13 protein-coding genes are annotated in these 21,498 nt (G+C 42.5%); 2 read left to right on the top strand and 11 right to left on the bottom strand.

Translation table 11 applies throughout. The annotated features are described in order from the left end of the window. Positions 1 to 38: 38 nt before the first annotated feature. From ACB088_RS15550 to abaR, 9 genes are all read right to left on the bottom strand, one after another. A complete protein-coding gene (locus tag ACB088_RS15550; protein WP_375037379.1) occupies positions 39 to 800 on the bottom strand; it encodes a 4'-phosphopantetheinyl transferase family protein in 762 nt (253 codons plus the stop codon). Continuing rightward, the gene (locus ACB088_RS15555) at positions 800 to 2,653 is read right to left on the bottom strand and encodes an alpha/beta fold hydrolase (RefSeq protein WP_375037380.1); all 1,854 of its coding nucleotides are present in this window, start codon (positions 2,651 to 2,653) and stop codon (positions 800 to 802) included. The genes ACB088_RS15550 and ACB088_RS15555 overlap by 1 nt, the downstream gene beginning before the upstream one ends. A gap of 53 nt (positions 2,654 to 2,706) precedes the next feature. Then, complete coding sequence (locus ACB088_RS15560) at positions 2,707 to 3,981, bottom strand: porin (RefSeq protein ID WP_375037381.1); 1,275 nt, start codon at positions 3,979 to 3,981, stop codon at positions 2,707 to 2,709. Next, entirely contained in the window at positions 3,978 to 7,619 is a 3,642-nt protein-coding gene (locus ACB088_RS15565) for an outer membrane lipoprotein-sorting protein (protein ID WP_375037382.1), read from the bottom strand. Before ACB088_RS15565 ends, ACB088_RS15560 begins: the two co-directional genes overlap by 4 nt. A gap of 24 nt (positions 7,620 to 7,643) precedes the next feature. After that, positions 7,644 to 11,603 carry an amino acid adenylation domain-containing protein gene (locus ACB088_RS15570; protein ID WP_375037383.1) on the bottom strand — a complete coding sequence of 1,320 codons (3,960 nt, stop codon included), beginning with the start codon at positions 11,601 to 11,603 and terminating at the stop codon, positions 7,644 to 7,646. After that, positions 11,600 to 11,860 carry an acyl carrier protein gene (locus tag ACB088_RS15575; RefSeq protein WP_375037384.1) on the bottom strand — a complete coding sequence of 87 codons (261 nt, stop codon included), beginning with the start codon at positions 11,858 to 11,860 and terminating at the stop codon, positions 11,600 to 11,602. The genes ACB088_RS15570 and ACB088_RS15575 overlap by 4 nt, the downstream gene beginning before the upstream one ends. Then, positions 11,857 to 13,632 (bottom strand): acyl-CoA dehydrogenase, encoded by a 1,776-nt coding sequence (locus ACB088_RS15580; RefSeq protein WP_375038816.1) that lies wholly within the window; start codon positions 13,630 to 13,632, stop codon positions 11,857 to 11,859. Before ACB088_RS15580 ends, ACB088_RS15575 begins: the two co-directional genes overlap by 4 nt. A 50-nt stretch (positions 13,633 to 13,682) precedes the next feature. Beyond that, positions 13,683 to 15,572: a fatty acyl-AMP ligase gene (locus ACB088_RS15585; protein ID WP_375037385.1), complete on the bottom strand. Its 1,890-nt coding sequence runs from the start codon at positions 15,570 to 15,572 to the stop codon at positions 13,683 to 13,685. Between the two features lie 863 nt (positions 15,573 to 16,435). Beyond that, positions 16,436 to 17,152: a LuxR family transcriptional regulator AbaR gene (gene abaR / locus ACB088_RS15590; RefSeq protein ID WP_375037386.1), complete on the bottom strand. Its 717-nt coding sequence runs from the start codon at positions 17,150 to 17,152 to the stop codon at positions 16,436 to 16,438. A gap of 636 nt (positions 17,153 to 17,788) precedes the next feature. Between abaR and ACB088_RS15595 the strand changes: the two genes are divergently transcribed. Both ACB088_RS15595 and abaI read left to right on the top strand, forming a co-directional pair. After that, positions 17,789 to 18,205, top strand: a complete 417-nt coding sequence (locus ACB088_RS15595; protein WP_375037387.1) for a DUF4902 domain-containing protein — start codon at positions 17,789 to 17,791, stop codon at positions 18,203 to 18,205. 63 nt (positions 18,206 to 18,268) lie between these two features. Beyond that, positions 18,269 to 18,835 carry an acyl-homoserine-lactone synthase AbaI gene (gene abaI, locus ACB088_RS15600; protein WP_375037388.1) on the top strand — a complete coding sequence of 189 codons (567 nt, stop codon included), beginning with the start codon at positions 18,269 to 18,271 and terminating at the stop codon, positions 18,833 to 18,835. 149 nt (positions 18,836 to 18,984) lie between these two features. Here the strand turns inward: abaI and ACB088_RS15605 are convergent, their stop codons facing one another. Both ACB088_RS15605 and ACB088_RS15610 read right to left on the bottom strand, forming a co-directional pair. Further along, positions 18,985 to 20,346 carry an MFS transporter gene (locus tag ACB088_RS15605; protein ID WP_375037389.1) on the bottom strand — a complete coding sequence of 454 codons (1,362 nt, stop codon included), beginning with the start codon at positions 20,344 to 20,346 and terminating at the stop codon, positions 18,985 to 18,987. Between the two features lie 117 nt (positions 20,347 to 20,463). After that, positions 20,464 to 21,489 carry an enoyl-CoA hydratase/isomerase family protein gene (locus tag ACB088_RS15610; protein WP_375037390.1) on the bottom strand — a complete coding sequence of 342 codons (1,026 nt, stop codon included), beginning with the start codon at positions 21,487 to 21,489 and terminating at the stop codon, positions 20,464 to 20,466. Between the last annotated feature and the right edge of the window lie 9 nt (positions 21,490 to 21,498).

Below are 21,498 nucleotides of genomic sequence, written 5' to 3' on the forward strand. Positions count from 1 at the left end.
ATTTATACTTTTAAAATCACCAATTGTAGGGATTTAATCTAGTTATATTTGCAAGGTGTTGGGGTTATCCGATGCATAGATATAAACGGTAATAATTGAAAACAATCCAGATTAAAGCATTCTATATTGTGGCTCTGCTGTAAGCATATGGAAAAGATGAAGTTAGAATCATAGATATAGCTTTCAAAATAATACTTTTCTGTCTTTTGAGCATTATTGGTTGAGTCGAGAAACTGTATATATTCAGAAGACACATGAAAGTTTAGCATCTTTAAATGACGACTCATTCCATCGCCAGTACATTTAATATAAGCCTCTTTTAAAGTCCAAATTTGAAAAAACCGCTGATATACACTGAATGGATCAATAAGTTCATTCCCCTTAATCCATTCAATTTCACTCGGTGCTAACACACTATCGACACGCATCCAATCGAACTCACGATCTACTCGTTCAATATCAACTCCTATTTCCCCTTCTTCAGTCATAGCAAGGATAATAACGTCCGCTGAGTGAGTAAGATTAAAATACACAGCCTTGCTGCCTTGTACAAAAGGCTTGCCGTTGGGATGTAATTGAATATTAACTTCATGGGGTGAGATGCCTAGCTTATCCGCCAAGACAGACTTCACTAATGCGCGAGAGATCAAGAAAAGGCGAGCCGCCTTAGGATGATATTGATCATATCTCAGCTTCTCTGCCTCGTTGAGAAAGCCGAGATAATGACTCAATACCAAATGGTCTTGTGGTACCCGTGAAACTGGGCAGACATAAACCTGCACTTGTGCACGATCAAACATTAGGAAGCGGTAGTGCTAATGTATTTCGTCAGAACTGGCGCGAGGTAGTCATATACCGCATCTACATGTGTGACGTGTGGATTATGGCCTGCACCAGCTATGATATGTACAGGGATATCAGGATTTATTGTAGTAACAATTGGGTCCTTCTCTCCTACAATGATTTCAACTTTAGATCCAAGCTCATTTAACAAAGCTGTTTGAGTTGCACGCTGCTGCGGCAAACTAATGCGGTGCATATACTCACTAATATGCTTGGCTACCGACACTCGACGTAATGAATCCATCGCATAACCAACAGACGGATTTTGTTGCCCATCTGGATGCAAGTCTTTAGCAATCACATCTTTTGGTATAAAACGAAAAATAAGGTTAGAGAGGGTTTGTATCCGAAACATTTTAGCGGCCTGCGCCTGAACAAAATAAGGCGATACGAGGATAAGGCGCGCAACTTTATCTGGATATTTCTTTGCAAGATTCAACGCAAAAAGACATCCTAACGAATGCGCAATAACAACACTATTTGGCGCTAAAAGCTTTGCAGCAGTGTCGACAAACTGACGGTTATTATCTTCCATCATCTCATAACTACCTGAACGCCCAAGTCCCGGCAAGTCCATCATAGCCACCTGATCATGTGTGATTTTATTGATGATTGGAGACCAGCATGCACTATCAAATGGAATCCCATGTAAAAATAATGCAGATGATTTTTCTGATTTAACTGGCTGTTTAGTATAAATTTCTGTCCAATATCGATTCTGATAGCCAAAACCACTAGGTGTAGGTACTTGCATGCGACCAAAACGTGTAAGAACCAAGCGATCAATCCAACGAGAGTAATAGGGACTGATATTGATTAGGTCCGCGATGCCCATTTTCGCGGCCTGCGCCTCTGCCCCAGCGACATGATAGTGCTCGGTAGAAATGAAAGCGAGTTGCTCTTTAGAACCACCAAGCAATACCTCAGGTAATTTCTCCAATAGAACTTTGGGTACCTGTAAATGTGGTGCGCTGACGCCTAAGTGCTCGGCAGCTAGGTGAACCAAGCTATGAAACTTTGGTGTCGCTGGATCAAGCAACATATACTCCTGAGCAATGGTCTCAGGGTAAGACATCGTTCGGATGAGAAAGCTCACGATATACTGCATATTGCACAATGGCAGGAATGTATCACGCCCACCTGGCAATGCCATCAGACGTCCCTGATACAGCTTATCAATCATGTCAGCGACACCTATATACTGCATATCGCCATAAGTATAAAAACCATCAATGACTGTCGCTGGATTTATTGCAGTCCATGGTACATTTAAACGCTTACAGGCCTCAATGAAAGCTTGATAACCCAAAATTTTCGAAGCCTCATAGCCACCATGTTTGCAATACAACTCATCAGCCGACTCTTGCGGTGGAGCAGCCACACGATATCCGCCAATCCAGATAAATCGCTCAAGCTGCTTCAATGTTGCAGCCCATTCAATCAAAGCGAGTCCTGATTTAATGTTCGTACGCTCTGCTTCAGCTTTGCTAATGCCCCAATTAAATGAAGCAGCAAGATGATAGACAACATGGATCTTTGCCTGAGCATCCGCTAGCAGAGAGTCCAGCTTAAAGTCACGGCTTAAATCATATTCAACAAACGAAATAGAGGGATCAACTAACCCTTGCGTTGCAATGAAACCTAACAGCTTATCTTTCTTGGTTGCGGCATTACGCAGCGCAGCAATCACCTGATGGCCTTCGCGCAGAAGTTCAACGATCAGTCTGCTGCCAATAAAACCTGCTGCACCTGTTACTAATATGGTCTTCCGTGAAAAATTATCTTTTTTTGCGTTATTTAAATTATCCATAAATCACCTTATTAGGGACTGGGCACTCCAGCATTGTTTTGGAGCGAATTATCTTAAAAATTATATCGAATCTGGGCATACACCAGACTGTTATCTCTAAATTGTCCTAACACCGTATCATTTTTGCCCCAGAAGCGATCTCCACCTGCATTCAACTGCCAGTGATCATTGAGACTGTAATTAATACGTACTCTCAACAATTCATTAGGCTCTGGTGCAAAATAGAATCCCGTTACTTCCAGCTTTAGATTATCGTTCAGCAAGTTAAGTGCATAGCGCAGCATAGCTCCATACTGATCCTGCTCATATTGGTCACTGATTGTTTGCTGATAACGGTAAACTTCTCTCAATGATGGATTTGTTAGACTGTCGGCAGATCTAAAGTCCTCCGTATGTTTGTACACGCCTACTAAACTCAGCGTGGAGTTCTTTAATGACAATTCCGGTCCCATGACCACAGTTAAATTATTTTTCTTATGTGAAAGATCTTCGCTGCCATCCGAGTCTGTCTTTGTATACGCAGCTTCACCTCGCCACACGAGATCGTTATGGTTATAACTAAAATCAAATCCATAGACAGACATAGGATTATTTTTCAGTTGCAATGTTGCCTCCCCTGTTGGAGATGCTGAAAGAACTGACAGATCGGGCATATGGTCCAAACCTGAGAAATACGATGCCCCAACATCTAGACCATCTACGGAATAATCCCAACGCATTGCAAACGCAGGACGACTCTTACGGTCTATGTCATACTGAACACCAGCAATCTGACGCAATGGAATCACATCTGAACGACTACGCGGATACCAGAATGCCGTCCATTTATTGGTTCCAGACTCAGGAATATACGTTAATTTGAGAGCATCATTTCCAAGACGTTGATCTGTCTCATCTGGCACTAGACGCGTATAGTCACGGGGCGATAGATTATCCGTTGGATTAATCCCGTCAGCTCTCCCCCAGACTACAATCTGACGACCAACGTCGAGATAAAACGTCTGATCCCAGTTATAAGAGGCATATAACTCACGTAAGTTGCGATTCACCTTACTTACCTGATCTGGGTTTACAGTATGGTCCGTTTCGTCTCCAATATTTATGTCGTAATGGATCTTAAACTCAGGGTTAAACTTGAGCGTACCATTGGACCAGAAACTTGCTTGCCCAATGTTTTTTAACGAGCTTAGATCACGATCCGATGACCACACATCGAATCTAGCCGAGTTCTGGCTCACAAAACTAATTTCGCTGTCATCTGCATAAGCATGTTGCAGTAGCATAAAGCTACTGCAACATGCCAATACCCAATAGGTACCTTGCGTCATTTTTCAAGGCTCTGCGGTGAGAAAATCTTATCAGATAAGGTTTTTTCTGCGACAAAATCACTGACGATAACTTGTGTCATATGCTGAGTTTGCAGATTCTTTGCCATAGATTTCATGGCCTGCCATCTTGGTTTCACTTTGCCGTAAGGACGGATATCCGTGAACTCAATATGTTTTAACGGCTTACCTGCAGTATCCCAAATGTCGATGGTTGCTGTAACGAAGTTGTCTTTGAGTATGCACATGCGACGTTTGCTATAACCAAAGTCACTTTTCACAGTATTATTAATTGGCGTTGCTTCAATCGTGTAGCAATCTTTGCCATTAAATTTACCATCTGCCAGTTTCGTATACTTCCAATCACTTAACTTATAGCCAAGTACATCACCATAACTAAAGTCTGTACCGATAAAAGCATCGCCTTTATTTGCCGATGCAAGACGGCGCACTTTTTTCAAGGCAGGCAAATAGACAAACATGCTATCACTGCCTTTTGAGTTCTCAATCAACAGCGTCGTGGTTCCCTGTACATCTGCAGGCGAGATGAATTCGGTCAAACGCATATTGTTCTGAGTATTTCCAGCAAGCTTAGTCATATTTTTAGTCAAACGTACGCGTTGCTCGCCGCTTTTAGACGTCAGCACAAATTTGGCACTAGCACTTGAAGACAAGAACTTAGAGGCATCATCACTACGGTTAACAATGTCTTGAACTTCATCTGCATAAGATGTTTTAGGCATTGACATGGTGAGTGCAGTACCCAACAAAAGACTTGTCACAACAGTTTGTGCAACGGTAATGTTCTTTTTATTTGAGGGAAAGATAAAACGAGGTTTCAAGATTAGAATCATTGTAGGTACCATAATTAAGGTTGCAAATACACTGAAAAGCATCGCAATCACAATAAACATCGCTAGCCATTGATGGACGTGGAAGCCCTGCGACAAGGACAGCACACCGTAACCACCAGCAACCGCAGTCGCGACAAAAAGAGAGGCCTTACCAGCAGTACTTAAGGTTTTACGAATAGCGTCTTTGATATCGCCCCCTTCTTCGCGCAAGATTTCACGCAAGCGATAGAGGAAGTAAATGGCATAATCTGCACCAATACCAACAGCCATGGCGGAGATAAGGGAGTTCGGAATATTGAGCGGAATGTTGAGCCAGCCCATCACACCAAAGATCGCAAGAATCGAGAATAGAAGTGGAGTCAGGACAATTAGTCCCGCAGAGAGAGAACGGAAAACTAGCGCTGAGATAAAGAATACGGCAAATGAAATCTGTAGAATATTCATGAGCTTGCCGTGAACCATTGTTTCAGTCAAAGCAATGGTCTGAGTCACATCACCACCAAAACTTACAACAGCCTTATCGCCCAATTGACCCGCCATATACGTTTTGAGCGACTCAAGAATTTCTTTGATACGATGATTACTACCCGTTTTCAGCAGAATCGTGATCTTGGCATAGCGCTGAGTCGTATCAATGTAAGATTCAAAATCAGTCGGTTCACCAGACATTGAATACAACAGCAGATATTGAGCAACAACATCTTTGGTTGCTGGAACCTGAAATGCCTGTGGCTGATCGGCATTCATTGCCTGATTCATTCTCTTGATATAGTCCACGATAGAGATGGTTTTACCGACCTCTGGAATTGAATTCGCGAACTTCTCTGTATTATCAATCGCTTTTAGGATTTCTGGGTTTTCAATACCATCACGAACTTTAGTATCGACCATGATGTAGAGACTGTTTGTGCCACCAAGAGACTGATTTAAAAATCTGTCATCTTGCTGCATCGGTAAGTCGCGCGAGAAGAAGTTTCGGCTATCGTTATCCACCACAATACGGCTTGTGCCAATAGCAAGAAAAACACCCAGTACTGCAATCACAGTCATTAGCATCATGCGCGGACGAACTGACAAAATGACATCGCCAATGCGTTTTGGAATCCAGTCCCAAATCGGCAAACCTTTACGTGCGACCTTGGTCACCGAAGGCGGTGGTAGCATCGAGCGAAGTACAGGAATAAAAGTCATCTCAATGATCAGCGTACTGATGATCCCGATTCCTGTAAAAATACCGAATGAACGGATGGTCGGAATATTAAAGGTCAACAGCGAGAAGAATCCAGCCGCTGCAATTCCGCCAGCCAATATCATAACCGGACCAACACGAACCATAGACTGCACCACGGCTTCGCTATTCGCAGCTTTAGGTTCCATACCTTGGGCAGTCAGTCGATCAAAGTCTTCATAGTATCGCTTGAGCAACTGCACGGCGTGCCCTGCCGCAATGGCCAGAATCAGAATAGGCGTAGGAGAGTTAAAGATATCCATTGGCTGTTTGAACAGACCCATCATACCCATACCCCATGCCACAGCCAGTAAAGCTGTAACTAGTGGAAGGATCAAACCCTGCTTACTGCGGAATGCTTCGAAGTGCAATAACCCAATGACCAGTATGGCAATCGGGAATAATATATTGATCCGTTTAGAGTAATCCTCGGCTTTATCCAAATAAACAGGATTACCGCCCACACTAATGGTCATATCCTTAGACTGTTCAGCCGCTACGATCTTGTTGATCGGACCCATCATCTTTTGGAAGCCCTCTGGACTTTCTTCAAGCTCAAGCAAAATAGCAGCAGTTTTCTGATCTTTAGATACGACCGAATTCATGTAGATGGGATTCAGTGCCAGCAGTTTTTTCAGCTGATCGACATCACTCTCGGTCACAGAGCTATTCGGCAGTAGTTTCTTGGCATCAAATCCATCCGAATTGGCGGTGATCCCTTTGGCCTGACGCGCGGCCAGACTCATCAGAGTAGATCGAACCACGCCCGGAGCATTATCAACTTCTTCGGTAATACGTTTAACTTTTTCTAACACTTGCGGCTGATAAATATCACCCTGCTTCGGTGTAATACCAATCACGACCATATACTTGGAGCCGAATTTCTTTTCTATCAGCTTGGTCGAGGTGATATAAGGATGTCCTTTGGGCGCAAGCGCATCTGGGTCAATAATAATTTTCACGCCAGATGCGAGATATGCCAGTGCAATCGTCAAGAGCATCACCACCGTCAGCACAATACGGCGATGTTTGAGAATCCAACGCGCATATTGTTCCATCACCTGATGAGTCTTGTGACGTGGTTTCTTGGTCTCGTGCGTCTGCTTACCAACCGACTCATAGGCTTCGCCCTTCTGAGCCAATGCTTCAAGATTAGCAACGTCTTTCTTGAACTGAGCGAGGACCATTTTTTTTAGCAGCGCTGGAGGCAATACACCAAAAAAGCTACCTGGCTCTGCCTCAAACACCCATTCAATCCATGTACCTTCTGGATGTGGTTTGAAACGGTAAGTACCTGTGTAGTGGAAAGGTCCTTCCACTACTTTAAACGCATACAATTCGTTAGGTACTAGATGGGTAATTTCACCTTTAAAGGACATCTCACGACCAATAAAGCTAAAACCGATTTCGTACTTGCTGCCCACACGCGGAGTATTGTCTAGCAGTTCAGAATGCTTACACGACAATTGCCAGCCGGCATCATTGGCCGGGTTTGCAAGATAGTTGAAAACCTTGTCAATCTCGGCCGGTATGAGGAAAGCATGTTCTATGGTCACCATAGTGGTTCTACCTTCTTGTATTTCTTATGCGGGAATTGGATACATCTGATCAATTGTCTGGGCAACAGCCACGACATTCTCAGCGTACATAATTGATGAATGGTCACCAGGCAGATCCACCTGTGTAAATGTGTCTTTAACCAGTTGGTCCCAGCCTAGACTTTCGCCAAAATCTTCCAGCTCATCTTTGGCCTTAACCAAGAGGATCGGAAAATCTTCAGGCTCTGGGAAATAGGTCTGGAGTGCGATGCCATTCGCCAAATAGGTATCAAAGTAAAGTCGGAAATCTGAGGGGTCTGCATCTAGAGGTAGAACATTGATGGCCTTAGCTTCTTTAAGCACATGATCAAACATGTGATCTGGACTCAATTCACGCAAGTATTGCGCTGGTATCGTCAACTTCTTGCCATAAGGCGCAGCCAGATCACGGGCAAACCAAGATAAAAGCATCGCATCATCAGCATCTTCAGGCACATTCTCTGTAATTGGAGCTCGGGTATCGATCATGACAATCCCTGTGACCTGCTGCCCCATTTGACGCAACTGATGACTGATCTCGTATGCAATCGCACCGCCAAAGCACCAGCCACCGAGGAAATAAGGTCCCTCAGGCTGCGTCTTTTGCATTTCAGCAATATAGAGCGTCGCCATATCTTCAATTGCCACTTCTGCAGCATCTGCTTCAATCAGTCCCGGAGACTGAATAGCGCGCAAGGTACGATTCGGATTGAGATGACGCGAAAGCTCCATATAACAGAAGGTACTGCCACCAATTGGATGGAACAGCCACAGCGGTTGCTCGTAAGTTCCACGGCGCAGTTCAATTACGATGGAAGGCTTAATTTCTTTATTTTCACGAATGATCTCGCCCAGACTCGCCACAGTGGAATATTGCGCCAGCAAAGCAACTGATAGTTCGGTACCAAATGCTTTTTTGAGGTGATTAACAAGCTTCACAGCCAGTAACGAATGTCCACCCAAGTCAAAGAAGTCATCATGTATACCAACCCGTTTAACCGACAAAATCTGCTCAAAGGTAGTACAGAGTTCAATTTCAATCGGATCACGTGGTGCAACATAATCATTGCTTTGCTCAAACACAGGCTCAGGAAACGCTTTACGATCTAGCTTATTGTTAGCTGTCATTGGAAACTGGTCCAATGTAATAAACGTATTTGGCACCATGTAAGCTGGTAGATGGATTTGCATCGTCTTTTTCAGATTAGCAATGTCAATCTCATGTCCGATTAAATAGGCCACCAGTTTCTGATCATTGCTGGTAGTCGTCTTAACCAGTACGACTGCGTCTGTGATACCGTCGATCTGTTTGAGAACATTCTCGATTTCGCCTAGTTCAATACGGAATCCACGAATCTTGACTTGGAAATCTAGACGTCCATGATGAGTTAAATGTCCATCCGTACGCAGACAGACTTTATCTCCGGTGCGATAGAGTCGACTGGCATTTGGTAGAGATGGCAAAGTTCTAAATTGCGCATCTGTCAGCTCAGGTCGATGCCAGTAATCAACTGCCAGACCATCACCTCCAATCCAAAGCTCTCCCATAACGCCTGGCGGGACTAAACGCTGCTGTTCATCAAGGACATAAAGCTGGGTGTTCGCCAGTGGTTCGCCTAAATCAATAAATTTTGCATCAGTGATACGAGCCGCACTTGACCATACCGTAGTTTCGGTCGGACCATAGACATTCCAGAGACAGCCAACTTTACCCAGCAGTTTTTCTGCCAAAATAGTATCTAGCGCTTCGCCTCCACAGAGTGCAGTCAACCCCGCATTGCCAATCCACTCACTATCTAAAAGCATTTTCCAAGAGGCCGGTGTTGCCTGCAAGACATTGATAGACTTAGCATTTAAATAATCCACCAATTGATTACCATCTTGTGATACCTCTCGTGGGCAAACATGCACAACACCGCCGTACATCAGCGGAATGAGTAACTCAAGAATTGAAATATCAAACGCATAAGTGGTGATTGCTAACAACTGAGTTTCAGTCGTTACTTGCAATCTATCATTCATGGATAGCAAGAAATTGATGATTGAAGGATGCCCAATACGCACGCCTTTAGGCTTACCTGTCGAGCCTGAGGTGTACATCACATAAGCGGTCTCACCAAAGGCAAGCGTTTCGCGTACTTGCTCAAGGGGCACAACACCAGCTTGATTGATATCCAAACGCGGTACAGAAACGTTAAGAGCATCCATCAACTCGGTTTGAGTCAAGATGACTTTAGGTTCAGCATCTTCGATGATGTTATGTAGACGTTCACTTGGGAAATTCGGATCTAGTGGTACATAGGCTGCCCCTGCCGCCCAGATCCCGAGAATTGCAGCTGGTAATAATGCCGTGCGTTCTAACATCAGACCTACACGATCGCCACGAGTAACGCCATGTACACGCAAATATTCAGCGATACCAGCGATATGCTGACCTAACTCACGATAGCTAACCGCATGATCCTTCGAGGTCAGAGCATGATGATCACCACGCTCATCGATCTGCTTTAGAATCATTCCCAATAGATCATGTTGAGGATAATCAGTAGCCTGTCCACGTAGGGCATCGAACTGGATACCATCCTTATAATCAGGTGCGATATCTAATTCAACGATCTTACGTTCAGGATGAGCCACCATTTCTGATAGTACAGCTTGCAGCAGTTGCACCATATTATCGGCAGACTGTGCAGAAAATAGCTCGGAGTTGTATTTCAGTACGCCAACGAGTTCGCCTTGATATTCACCGCCCATTTCCAGCGTAAGATCCAATTGACCTTCTTGCTGGCGAACCGGAAAACTTCCTAACGTCAGGTCTTGACCAACCAAAGTCGCTGGGGTCTGGATTGGCAAGAGTAGTTCTTTAAACTCATCCATGCCACCTAGACGTTCCCAGAACATTCCCACCTGCGCCAATGGATTAATACTGCCATCACGCTTTGGTGAAACAGCCTCAACCACTCTGGAAAAGGCAACTTTTTGATGCTTGAGACTTTGTCTTAATTGTTCCTGCACTTGCTGTGTAAACTGACGTAAAGTCTGATCAGCATCGATGTCCATGTGAATAGCAATCGTATTGACAAACTGCCCCAGTGCATTGCGCAGCGAGCGTTCAAGTCGACCAGCTACTGGTGTGGCAATAACGAGATCATTTTCATTCGATAGTTTGTGTAGCAGGATATAAAAGCCAGATAGTACGAGTCCAAACAGCGTGATCTCATAATCTTTCGCCAAGTTCACAAGACCAGACGACACTGACTCAGGCACACGGAAAACCAGTGAGCTGCCTTTATGTTGCTGCACAGCAGGACGTGGATAATCAAGCGGAATGCTATGCACGTGTGGTGCATGTTGCAACGCATTTTTCCAGAAGAGTAGACTCTCATCAGCATCATCGGTCACGGTGCTCTGCTGCTTATCTGCATACTGTGCAAACTCGATTCCGTTCACTGTATCCGACTCTGTAACTAGTCCAAAACGTTTGCAAACATCACGCAACAAGAGACCAATCGACCAGAAGTCCATTAAGGCATGATGAATCACAACCGCAATCACATAGTGATTTTGACCGCGCTCATAGCAATGAATACGCCATAGCGGTGGCTGGGTCAAATCAAAGGGCTGCGTCGTATCCTGCTCGACTAATTGCGTCAAATCAGATGCATCGACATGGCGGGCATCCGACACGATAATATTAGGATAGATACGATCCCAGATAAGTTGCTCAATACCCTGATCATTGGCAGGCATGCTTACACGCAGCAGCGGATAATCATGCATTACCGCCTCTAGAATCTCCATCGGCTTGTTGCCTAATGGTTGGTTAACCTTCACATCAAAGGCCACCACCATATTGTAGGCACTGCAAGTCGACTCAAGCCGCTGGATATACCAGATGCCGAGCTGTTCTGCAGAAATCGCATGGCGCGATAGAATTGCAGGTTCCAGTCGTACAAGGTTGTTCACGAAGCAACTCCCTGCTCCAACTGAGAAACGATATATTCAGCCAACGCATTAATTGTTGGGTAATCCCATAGTAGTGTCGGCTCAAGTTCCAGTTGTGTTAGTTCCTCTAGATCCCCAGACACCGACAAAGCGACGATAGAATCAAGACCGTAACTGGTAAATTTTTTCTGTGGATCAAGAGTCTGGGGCTCTACGCGCATTTCTTTGGCTACTAGCGTGCGAATGATTTCGCTCCAGTAAGCTTTATCTTTATTCATGGGGTAATATCCTCTTTAACTGGTTTGGCATCACGCGGTGCCAGTGCAAAATCGATGACAGATAACATATGGTTGTTTGAAATTCGGTCTAGCAGATCTGCCAATGTGCTTTCACGCAGTGATTTCATTGGAGGGGACGTCTGCCCTTCAGCAGCATTTAGGAAAATAATCAGCCATGCACCATCCTGCAAAGCAGGTCTTAGGCCACGACGGTTAAAGACCCAAAAACCCAGCACAGCAATGCGGGCAAACAGCTCGGCATAGTCGCGGGCTAAGCTGAAACGTAATGTTTCGAACTCTTTAGCCGCATCTGAACTTGAGAAATAATCTTGAATTTTTTGATCTAGCGTGCGCTGCTCGATAAGAAGCTGATCAGCGCGCTCACGTAGCGTGGACAGGGTCTCAGCAGCCAGCCCTACTGTAGCGTCAGCATCGTTGAGCATCTCGATGATCGTTCCCAGTGACTCCATCACCAAGTCACCATCTCGGTTGAAAATCTCAAGCTCGCGGAAATCAATAGCGTCGGTTTCCATCTGCAAGTCATACAACTGGCGATAGCGTGCTTTAGCTTCGGCTTGGTCGAGATGGTCGGCTTTTTTTCTACGCCCTTTATTGGCAGATTTGAGTTGAAAACTTAAGCTGTCTAGACAGACGGTACTACTGCCGTCAAATACACTAACGATCAGATGATCTCTGAAAGCTTTCTGGTACATTCCATCAGCATATGCATTTCTTAAGAAAAAACGCGACCCAAGCACTGAGGAAGTAATTTTGGCCAGTGACTCTACATATTCAGGTACTAGTACCTTGATGATAGGTGACCATGTGCTGAACTGATTGATACAGACATGTAACCCGCGCGCACCAACGAGTGATAACACCTCAGCTGCTAATAGATAGGCATAAGCTGTAGCAAGTTGCTCACGCACCAACGGAATGTTAATGACTTTTTTGTTATACAACTCGCGTTCGATAGCAAACTCGGTCGCGATGCGTAGCATCGTATCACCCGCACCTAGAGAGAAGCTGCTGCAATATGCACGCGTCACCTGTAGCGTCTTGAGTCCAAGCTCCAATCCCTGACCTTCTTCACCGATCAGGGCATCTTTGTGAATTTCAGCATTATTAAAGCCAATACCGCTAATATCTAGCCCACGCATACCCACCGTCGGCAAGCGGTTCAGGCTGTAGGTTCCTTTAGAAGCCATATGACGCTTATCAAGCCAGAATGCACTCAGGCTACGGGGTCCACGATCATCTGATGTTTTAGCAATCAGACTTAAAGAGTCACCTAGAGTCGCACGATTGATCGACCACTTTTCGCCATTTAAGACGTACTTGCTCTCGGAAGCTTGTGCAGTTACTTCACTGGATAACAGATCGGCTCCATGCGCTTTCTCGCTATAAGCAAGCGCTGGTGCAGCACCACTCAAAATCCGACTAGCGATGTTTTCGCATTGATTAGGATTACCGCCGATCCATACGATCACAGACCAAGCATTAGTACTATAGGTCGAATTAATTGTTAGATCACGTCGTGCCAGCACGCGATGCAGATATAGCAACTCTTCACCAATTTCCATGCGACCTCCAAGCTCTGAAGGTACATAAAAACGGTTCATGCCTACGGCATTCAGAAAATCAACGGCACGCTGAGGGTATTGCTCCTTCTCATCACGCTCGATGGCCGCGGACCAAGAAAAATCATTATTAGTATCATGTACGGAGCCTAAAATTTGCTCCAGACGAGCAGCAGATTGAAACTGCCGCAAATTGGACGTAAGTGACATGAGTTTTTGCTCAAATGATTAAAGGGTAAGGATTAAAACAAAGCACTTTTCAGTCGATTAAAAATGAGCGCGCGCACTTCTCGTTCCTTGATCATTGAATTGAGTAGATTGGAGCTATAACGAATCAGTTGCCCCCGCTGCTCACGATCACGGATGACTTCTAAGCCATTCTTGACATAGTTTCGGGCCATCACCGTTCTACGGTTTGGATGGGTTAGGCAGATCAGTTGACCGCGCTCGATCTGCTCTTTAATTTTTCTTCTTCTAATTTTGCCGCTGGTGGTCTTATTTATCCGACCTTGATGCAGTAAATAGACACCTTCTACAGGCAAGCCGATATCAGCCGCCACTTGCTCTTTAACCTGAGTTCTGATGGTTTCAAAATTAAGGGTCTTGTCTATCGACTTCTTCTTGATCTCAAGTACAACCGTGACACCGTCAGAATTACCGAAATTCACTGCTGCGACACAACCCTTACGGACAGCAGGATGCGCTACTTCGACGGAGCACTCGATATCTTGCGGGTAATAGTTTTTGCCACGGATGATGATCACATCCTTAAGGCGACCAGTCACATATAGGTCTCCGTTTTTGATAAAGCCCATATCACCAGTTCTTAAGTAATGCACTTGACTAGGCTTACCTGCTTTATCGAGGATGGTTGCAGCAAAGGTTTCCTGATTGACCTCAGGCTTCTGCCAGTAACCCGCAGTAACACTCTCACCTGCTAACCAGATTTCACCGACTTCATCAGCCCCCACCTCTTTGTGGGTATGCGGATTGACGATACGGCAATCAATGTGTGCTGAGATCTTGCCACAGCTCACCACTTGCACAGCTGTCTGATCTTGGCTGGTCTGCACCAAATTGGCATTCAACTTTTCACGGTCTATCGAGATAGCATTGAGAGGACCAGTTACACCACTGACTAAGAGCGTAACTTCTGCCAAGCCATAGCACGGCAAGAAAGTATCTAGTCTCAATTGCGACTGAGTATTGAACTTCTCCATGAAATGCTGCATGACGTTGGCCTTGATCGGCTCGGCACCGTTAAACAGCACACGCACACGGCTCAGATCAAGCGATGCAGCCTTATCATCCGAGATGCGGTGTAGGCACAATTCATAGGCAAAGTTTGGCCCACCACTAATCGTGACCCCTTTCTCGCTGATGAATTGCAGCCACTTAAGAGGTTTACGAATAAAATCCAGCGGTGACATCACATAGCAAGTCAGACCTACATACACGGTCTGTAAAACCGAGCCGATCAATCCCATATCGTGATAGACAGGTAACCATGTAAGACCGATATCATCGGCTTGTGTACCAAAAGCTTCAGCAATCATGACTTCATTTGCCATGATGTTTTTATGGGTGACGATTACCCCTTTAGGCCAACCAGTTGACCCTGAAGTGTATTGAAGGAAGCAGATATCATCTTCAGCAATATGTGGAAAATCCTTTTCCACCAAATCATGCTGCAATTCAGCATCAACAGCATGCAATATTAAACTTTCATTTTGGGCTTTTAATGTGATCAGACCTGATAGCTCAAGAATCTTTTTGGTTGTGAGTACTATCTTTGGCTCACAATCATTCATAATATTCAAAATATTAGAAAAACCGTTGCGATTAAAAGGCAAGCTGACAGGTACTGCGATAATTTTAGCTTTCAGACAAGCAAAGAACGATACGATAAAGTCCAGTCCAGGCTCGAACAGCAATACGGCACGATCGCCACTGTCTACAAGATTCATTAATATTTGAGCTTGATATTGAACCCGCTCGTTCAGATCTGCATACGTCAGAGATTGAATACCACCAGATTGGCGTCCCAAATATTCAAAAGCAATCTTGCCTCCATTTAAATTTGCGTGGGATTCCAAAGTTGCAATGATATTATCCGTAGCCATTACAGCCATAACTTAACTCCAATTATTTATAATTCACCCTTAAAACTCGCTAATTCAGAAATTACATGTCTAGCTGGGGCTTTTAATAAAAAATGAATATACTTTTTTTGTTTAAAATATAAATTCACATTATATTTTATGTGCGGGTGTTTTTTATTACACCTGTAAGGGTTTACAGGTTGGCCTGTATTTATTGAAAATTAAGACACTAGATCTCTTTCATAAATTATTTTTATTCAGTCAATTTTGTGAAATCTGGAAATTAAATTAAAACTCAAATTCAATTTTTTGCATCTATTCCAATAATATTTAACAAGGTTTCTAAAGGTTTTTAACCTACCAACTTACACCCAGTCCGTATTTTTATTTTGTTGCTCTCTTGATTGTAGATCTTGTATTCAAGATCTAATTTACTGTGTGCTTTCTCTTTTTCAGAGCAATAAAAGATTCAGGTAAAATCCTCTAATAGCCTTTATTTACAAGGATAAAACTCATAAAGGAATCTGCTTTAAATTGTATTTAAATAGCTCGAAATCATGTACAGCACCGTGACTAATATATAAACTTAGAATCGATATATTTCATCCATAGACAATACAAAAAATACGAATATTTATTTTTTAGCAAGGATATTAATCAAGAAAATATTTAATATTAAAATAATAGAAAAATTAAAAACACTTTATTAGTTAAAATTTAAAAAATACAGCCCCCACAGTAAATAAGTTTTCCTAAAAAATTAATTTTAATTAAAATTTTATTAAATTAAAAATACCTTTCAAATAATTAATTTTATTTTAAGCACATATCTAATAATAGTTTATTTTATTAAAATCCAATATTAACTTTTCATATTTTTTATATTTAGATTCTTACAAAATTCCTAACATCACAGCCCGAATAGCTGCTGAAATTTTATTATTCACATTTAGCTTCTGCATTGAATTTCCAAGATGAAAATTTACTGTTCTTTCAGTTACCCCGAGAATCTGGGCAATCTCTGCTGACGTTTTTCCTTCCGCAGTCCAACGTAGAACCTCTTTTTCCCGGTTCGTTAAATAAAGATTAAACTGAGCAAATTCTGCATCATTCACAATTTTAGCAATGCTGGAATGCACTGTCTGAGACAACCAATACATATTTGTATATTGAGCTTTCTGCTCTTTTTCTGATAATTGGTCAGCGGATCTTGCAAGTGTTAACATCCCCCTTGTACCAATAAAGTCACGGCTTGACTGTGCCCAACCAATATTTAAACCATAAGAACGCGCCTCCTCCCAAAAATCTTTTTGAGCTTGTGTGTTCGCAGATTGGCTCGACCAGACAAGAGGTTGAAGTGACAACATACAATGCTGTACGGTTGGATCTACCACCACATATTGCTGTTTAACATAACGCTTCTGCCATGCTTCTGGATAATTATTCAACATAATCGTTTTTGGTTCAGCAATAGATAATGGCGACTGCATACCATAAGCACAATAATCAAATCCAAGCTTTAAAGCTGTAGATTTGACTACCTCAAATAGCTGATATTCATTTTTTACCATCAGAGATGCTGATAGTAGATCTTCTTGCCAATTTTCCATTTACTCTCATTAAACCTCATGCATAAATCATTTTTATTTAGTTGCATATAGTGAATTCATAATCCAATTAACAACATTTTTGAGCCTGAGAGGGTGGTAAATTCTTCGGATAAACTGATTTCAGAAAGCTTTTTAAGGTTGTTATATTGCATATGCGAATTATGCTTGAAAGCCTCAAATTTACAGGATGCATTTTATTCCAAAAATGAGTATTTTTTATTTTTAGAAGAAGCCTATTATTTCTCCTTACTTGTATATTTCTATTAATTTAACTAAAGAATAACGTCTACCAGTGATACTAGCAGTATAAGTTTTTTATTTATTATTTGATGAAACGCATAATAATGATAATGATTTCGAAAATATGGTTTTAATAATAGGATAGATATTATCTACAATACATATGAAAAACTTAAACTATTGATAGCCTTGAAACAAGCAACTCTCATATTCAAGCTATAGATGGGTCAATCTCTGCATAAGTAAAACTCACTGCCCGAAGTACTTTCTAAAGAACAGCTTAACGTTGTGTATCAGCAGATTACGGCTAACCTGTAAAACTTAACAGTATTTTGTTGGCAATAATTTATGTTATTTATCTATAGAACTGTAATTCAAGTCACTTGAATAGGTAGCATGGTCACAATCCCCCCTGATTTCTCAATCTCAACAGATGGTTTTATTCGGATGAATGAAAACCAGCTTATGCATTACCCCCTCCAACACCTCCTATCTATTGTTGAAACTACACAAATTGAAGACTCTCAAATTCTATATTGTGGCTTTACTGAATGGGCAACATCACGGAGCCCAGCTTTAAGTACCGGATGGGACTGGGAATTTATTGAGAACAATGGAATTGCTAGCTTAAAACGAATTGGGCTACCTCGAAGCAATATCATGATTGTTGATTTATCTGGTACAGATATTGGATTTGATGTTACTGAAACATTAATCGAAAAAAAAATAGATTCTTTATTTTGGGAACAGTTCATTTATGCTCAAATCAATACAATGCAAACAAAGACTAAATTAAGTCCAAATTTCTCGTAGAAACCTGTAAATTCTTACAGTTACCACCTTTTCAGCTGTCGAGTAAAGTCGCCTGAAAAATAAGTGGAAGCACTTGTAATGAATGTTATTGCTGGATTCCAAAACAATTTTTCAGAAGTCCTATATACCAAATTTAAAAGTTACCGCTACAAGGTATTTGTTGAACATTTGGGTTGGGAGTTGAACTGTCCAAATAATGAAGAACTAGATCAATTTGATAAAATCGATACAGCTTATGTCGTCGCTCAAGATAGAGAATCCAATATTATTGGCTGTGCCAGACTACTACCAACGACTCAACCCTATTTACTGGGTGAAATATTTCCTCAATTAATGAATGGAATACCTATTCCTTGCTCACCAGAAATTTGGGAATTATCAAGATTTTCAGCCGTAGATTTCTCGAATCCACCTTCCTCTGCTAGTCAAGCAGTGTCATCCCCAGTCTCTGTTGCAATTTTGCAAGAAGCGATCAACTTTGCAAGAGAACAAGGCGCAAAACAACTCATTACGACTTCACCTCTTGGTGTAGAGCGGTTATTACGTGCCGCGGGTTTTCGCGCCCATCGTGCAGGACCGCCAATGGTTATCGACGGATATGCTATGTTTGCATGCTTAATTGAAGTGTAGTTTGTTAAATCAAAGTCTAAAAATATTGATGACATTATAAAATTATAAAGATTAGGGTCATGAGTTCGAGTCTCGTTTCCCTCGCTAAAATTTAAAAGCCCTAATCCAACGATTAGGGCTTTTTTCTATTTAAAGCATCAAACTTAATATTAAGAATGCTCAGTAATCTTGGTTTTCAAATTTAATTCTGATTTCTTATGATAAGCCTCGTCAGTTTTAGTCTGCCAATCACGTGGCATAAATGAAGTCGATATAATCGCAACGATAGCCATAGAACCAATATAAATCATAATTAAGTAAGGATTACCCTGCCCGATACTTAAAAGTTTCGTCGCAATTAGCGGTGCTAAACCACCACCGAGCACTCCAGCTAGCTGTACCGAAATTGAGATTCCGCTATAACGAATTTCTGCCGGAAATTGACGTGCAAAAAGCTGAGCCTGTGGTGCATACATAATCGGGAAAACCACACCAATCGCTAAAACAATTGCCGTCCATACCAATACCGGATCTTTAGTGTTGAGCATGGTAAAGAATGGATAGCAATAAAGTGCCAATACGCATAACCCAAACATAAACATATTGCGTTGGCCGACTTTATCTGAAAAATGTCCACATAACGGCGTCATAAAGAGAATGACCACAGCACCGCAAATGGTGGCAAATAAAATGTCCTGACGTGGAATCCCAAGTTGGGCAGTGGTGTAAGCCAACGTAAAGGTTGAAGCAATATAGAACCATGCGTTCTCGGCAGCACGCGCAAAAATAATGGTGATGAGCTGCTTCGGATGATTTTTAAAAACTTGTAAGGCAGGAACTTTAACTTCTTCGGACTGCTGTTTTACTTTTTCAAAGTCTGGTGACTCTGGTACTTTCACTCGAATGTACCAGCCTACAGCCAGTAAAATAATGCTGGCAAGAAATGGTAAACGCCAACCCCAGCTAAACAGTGCTTCTTCAGGTAATAATGACACCAGTCCTAGAGCAATTGAGGCTAGCATTAAGCCACCACCCGTACTGGCTTGAGGCAAGCTTCCCCAAAATCCTTTACCACCTTCGGGTGCATGTTCAACGGCCATAAGCACTGCACCACCCCATTCACCGCCCATTGCCATACCTTGAATAAATCGCAAGATGACTAAACCGATTGCAGCCCAGTAACCAATTGACTCGTAAGTCGGTAATAATCCAATGAGAACTGTCGGAATCCCCATTAACATTAGCGTTAGCAGCAACATCGATTTACGACCAATTTTGTCACCAAAATGACCAAAGACTAAGCCACCTAATGGCCGTCCAATAAACCCAACGGCATAGGTGGCAAATGCAGCCAGTACGCCTGTAAGTGCGTCCAGATTTGGGAAAAATAATTTATTAAAGATGAGAGCTGCTGCTGCGCCATAAATAAAGAAGTCATACCACTCAATAGTAGTACCGACCATGCTAGAGATGCCTGCTAATCGATGTGACGACTTTTTAGAATGTGAACCGTTTCCTTGTATTGTTTGCATCGCAATTTCCTTTCTTAGATTTTCTTGTTTTGTCTTTTTTATGCTTATGACCAGCCCTGACCATAAGCATTTTCAGGTCTCGCTTTATCTCCTTAAGCTTTTTTTTATAATGGGGGCTTAGCTTAGCTTTTCTAAAATTTGCTCTAGCTCCGCATTACGTTCTTGCCACTGTGGTTGTTTATCTTTATCGACAATGAGCGCACGAACACCTTCAATAAAGTCACCATGCTCAAACCAGATATCCTGTAAATCACGTTCAAGTTGCATACATTGCGGCAAAGAAAGCCCACGGCCTAAATGTTGCAGTTTCAAACTCGTTTGTTTGGCAAGAAATGAACGTTGCTGCAAAATGCTGAGCATCTTGCTAGTCCAAGTCTTTAAGCTTTCATCTTGTTCATTTTCAAGACTTTGTTCAATTTCATCTAAATGCTGAAAACCGAAATGTTTACGAATACCTTCCGCCAATTGTTTTAATTCACTTTCGGCAGGACGAGTAATAAATCGGGTAATGATCTGCTCAATTCCTTCTTTACTTAAACTTGGCTTATCAACAAGTGCTTCTTGCAATGTTTGTAACTGCTCGCTTGGCACATGGTAGTCAATTAAATCGAGATAGAGTGCATCGCTACTGCTGATCTGCTCACCCGTAATTGCCATATAAACGCCGATATCATCAAGTCGAGACAGGAAGTGTGTTGCTCCAACGTCTGGGAAAAAACCAATCGCTGTTTCAGGCATAGCAAATCTGGACTTTTCACTGCTCACGACAATATGACAAGCCTGAGCTAAACCAAAACCACCACCTAACACATAGCCATCAAGCACAACGATGACTGGCTTTTCATATTCACGCAGCGTGGTCAGCATTTTATATTCGGCACTAAAATAGCCTTTATAGTCAGCCGTGCCATTTTTATAACTGTCGTAAAGATAGCGGATATCTCCACCTGCACAGAAGGCTTTCGGGCTATTTGACTTAATTAACACTGCCTGAACAGCAACATCATTTCGCCACAGTTCCAATTGGGCACCAATGCCTTCAATCATATCTAACGACAATGCATTGAGGTGAGTCACACGGTCTAAGGTAATAACGCCCAACTTACCTTGTTGCTCAATCATTAAGTGATTTTCTGTATTCATTTTATTGAT

The sequence above is a fragment of the Acinetobacter sp. RW6 genome (genome assembly GCF_041956835.1).
Taxonomy (GTDB): domain Bacteria; phylum Pseudomonadota; class Gammaproteobacteria; order Pseudomonadales; family Moraxellaceae; genus Acinetobacter; species Acinetobacter calcoaceticus.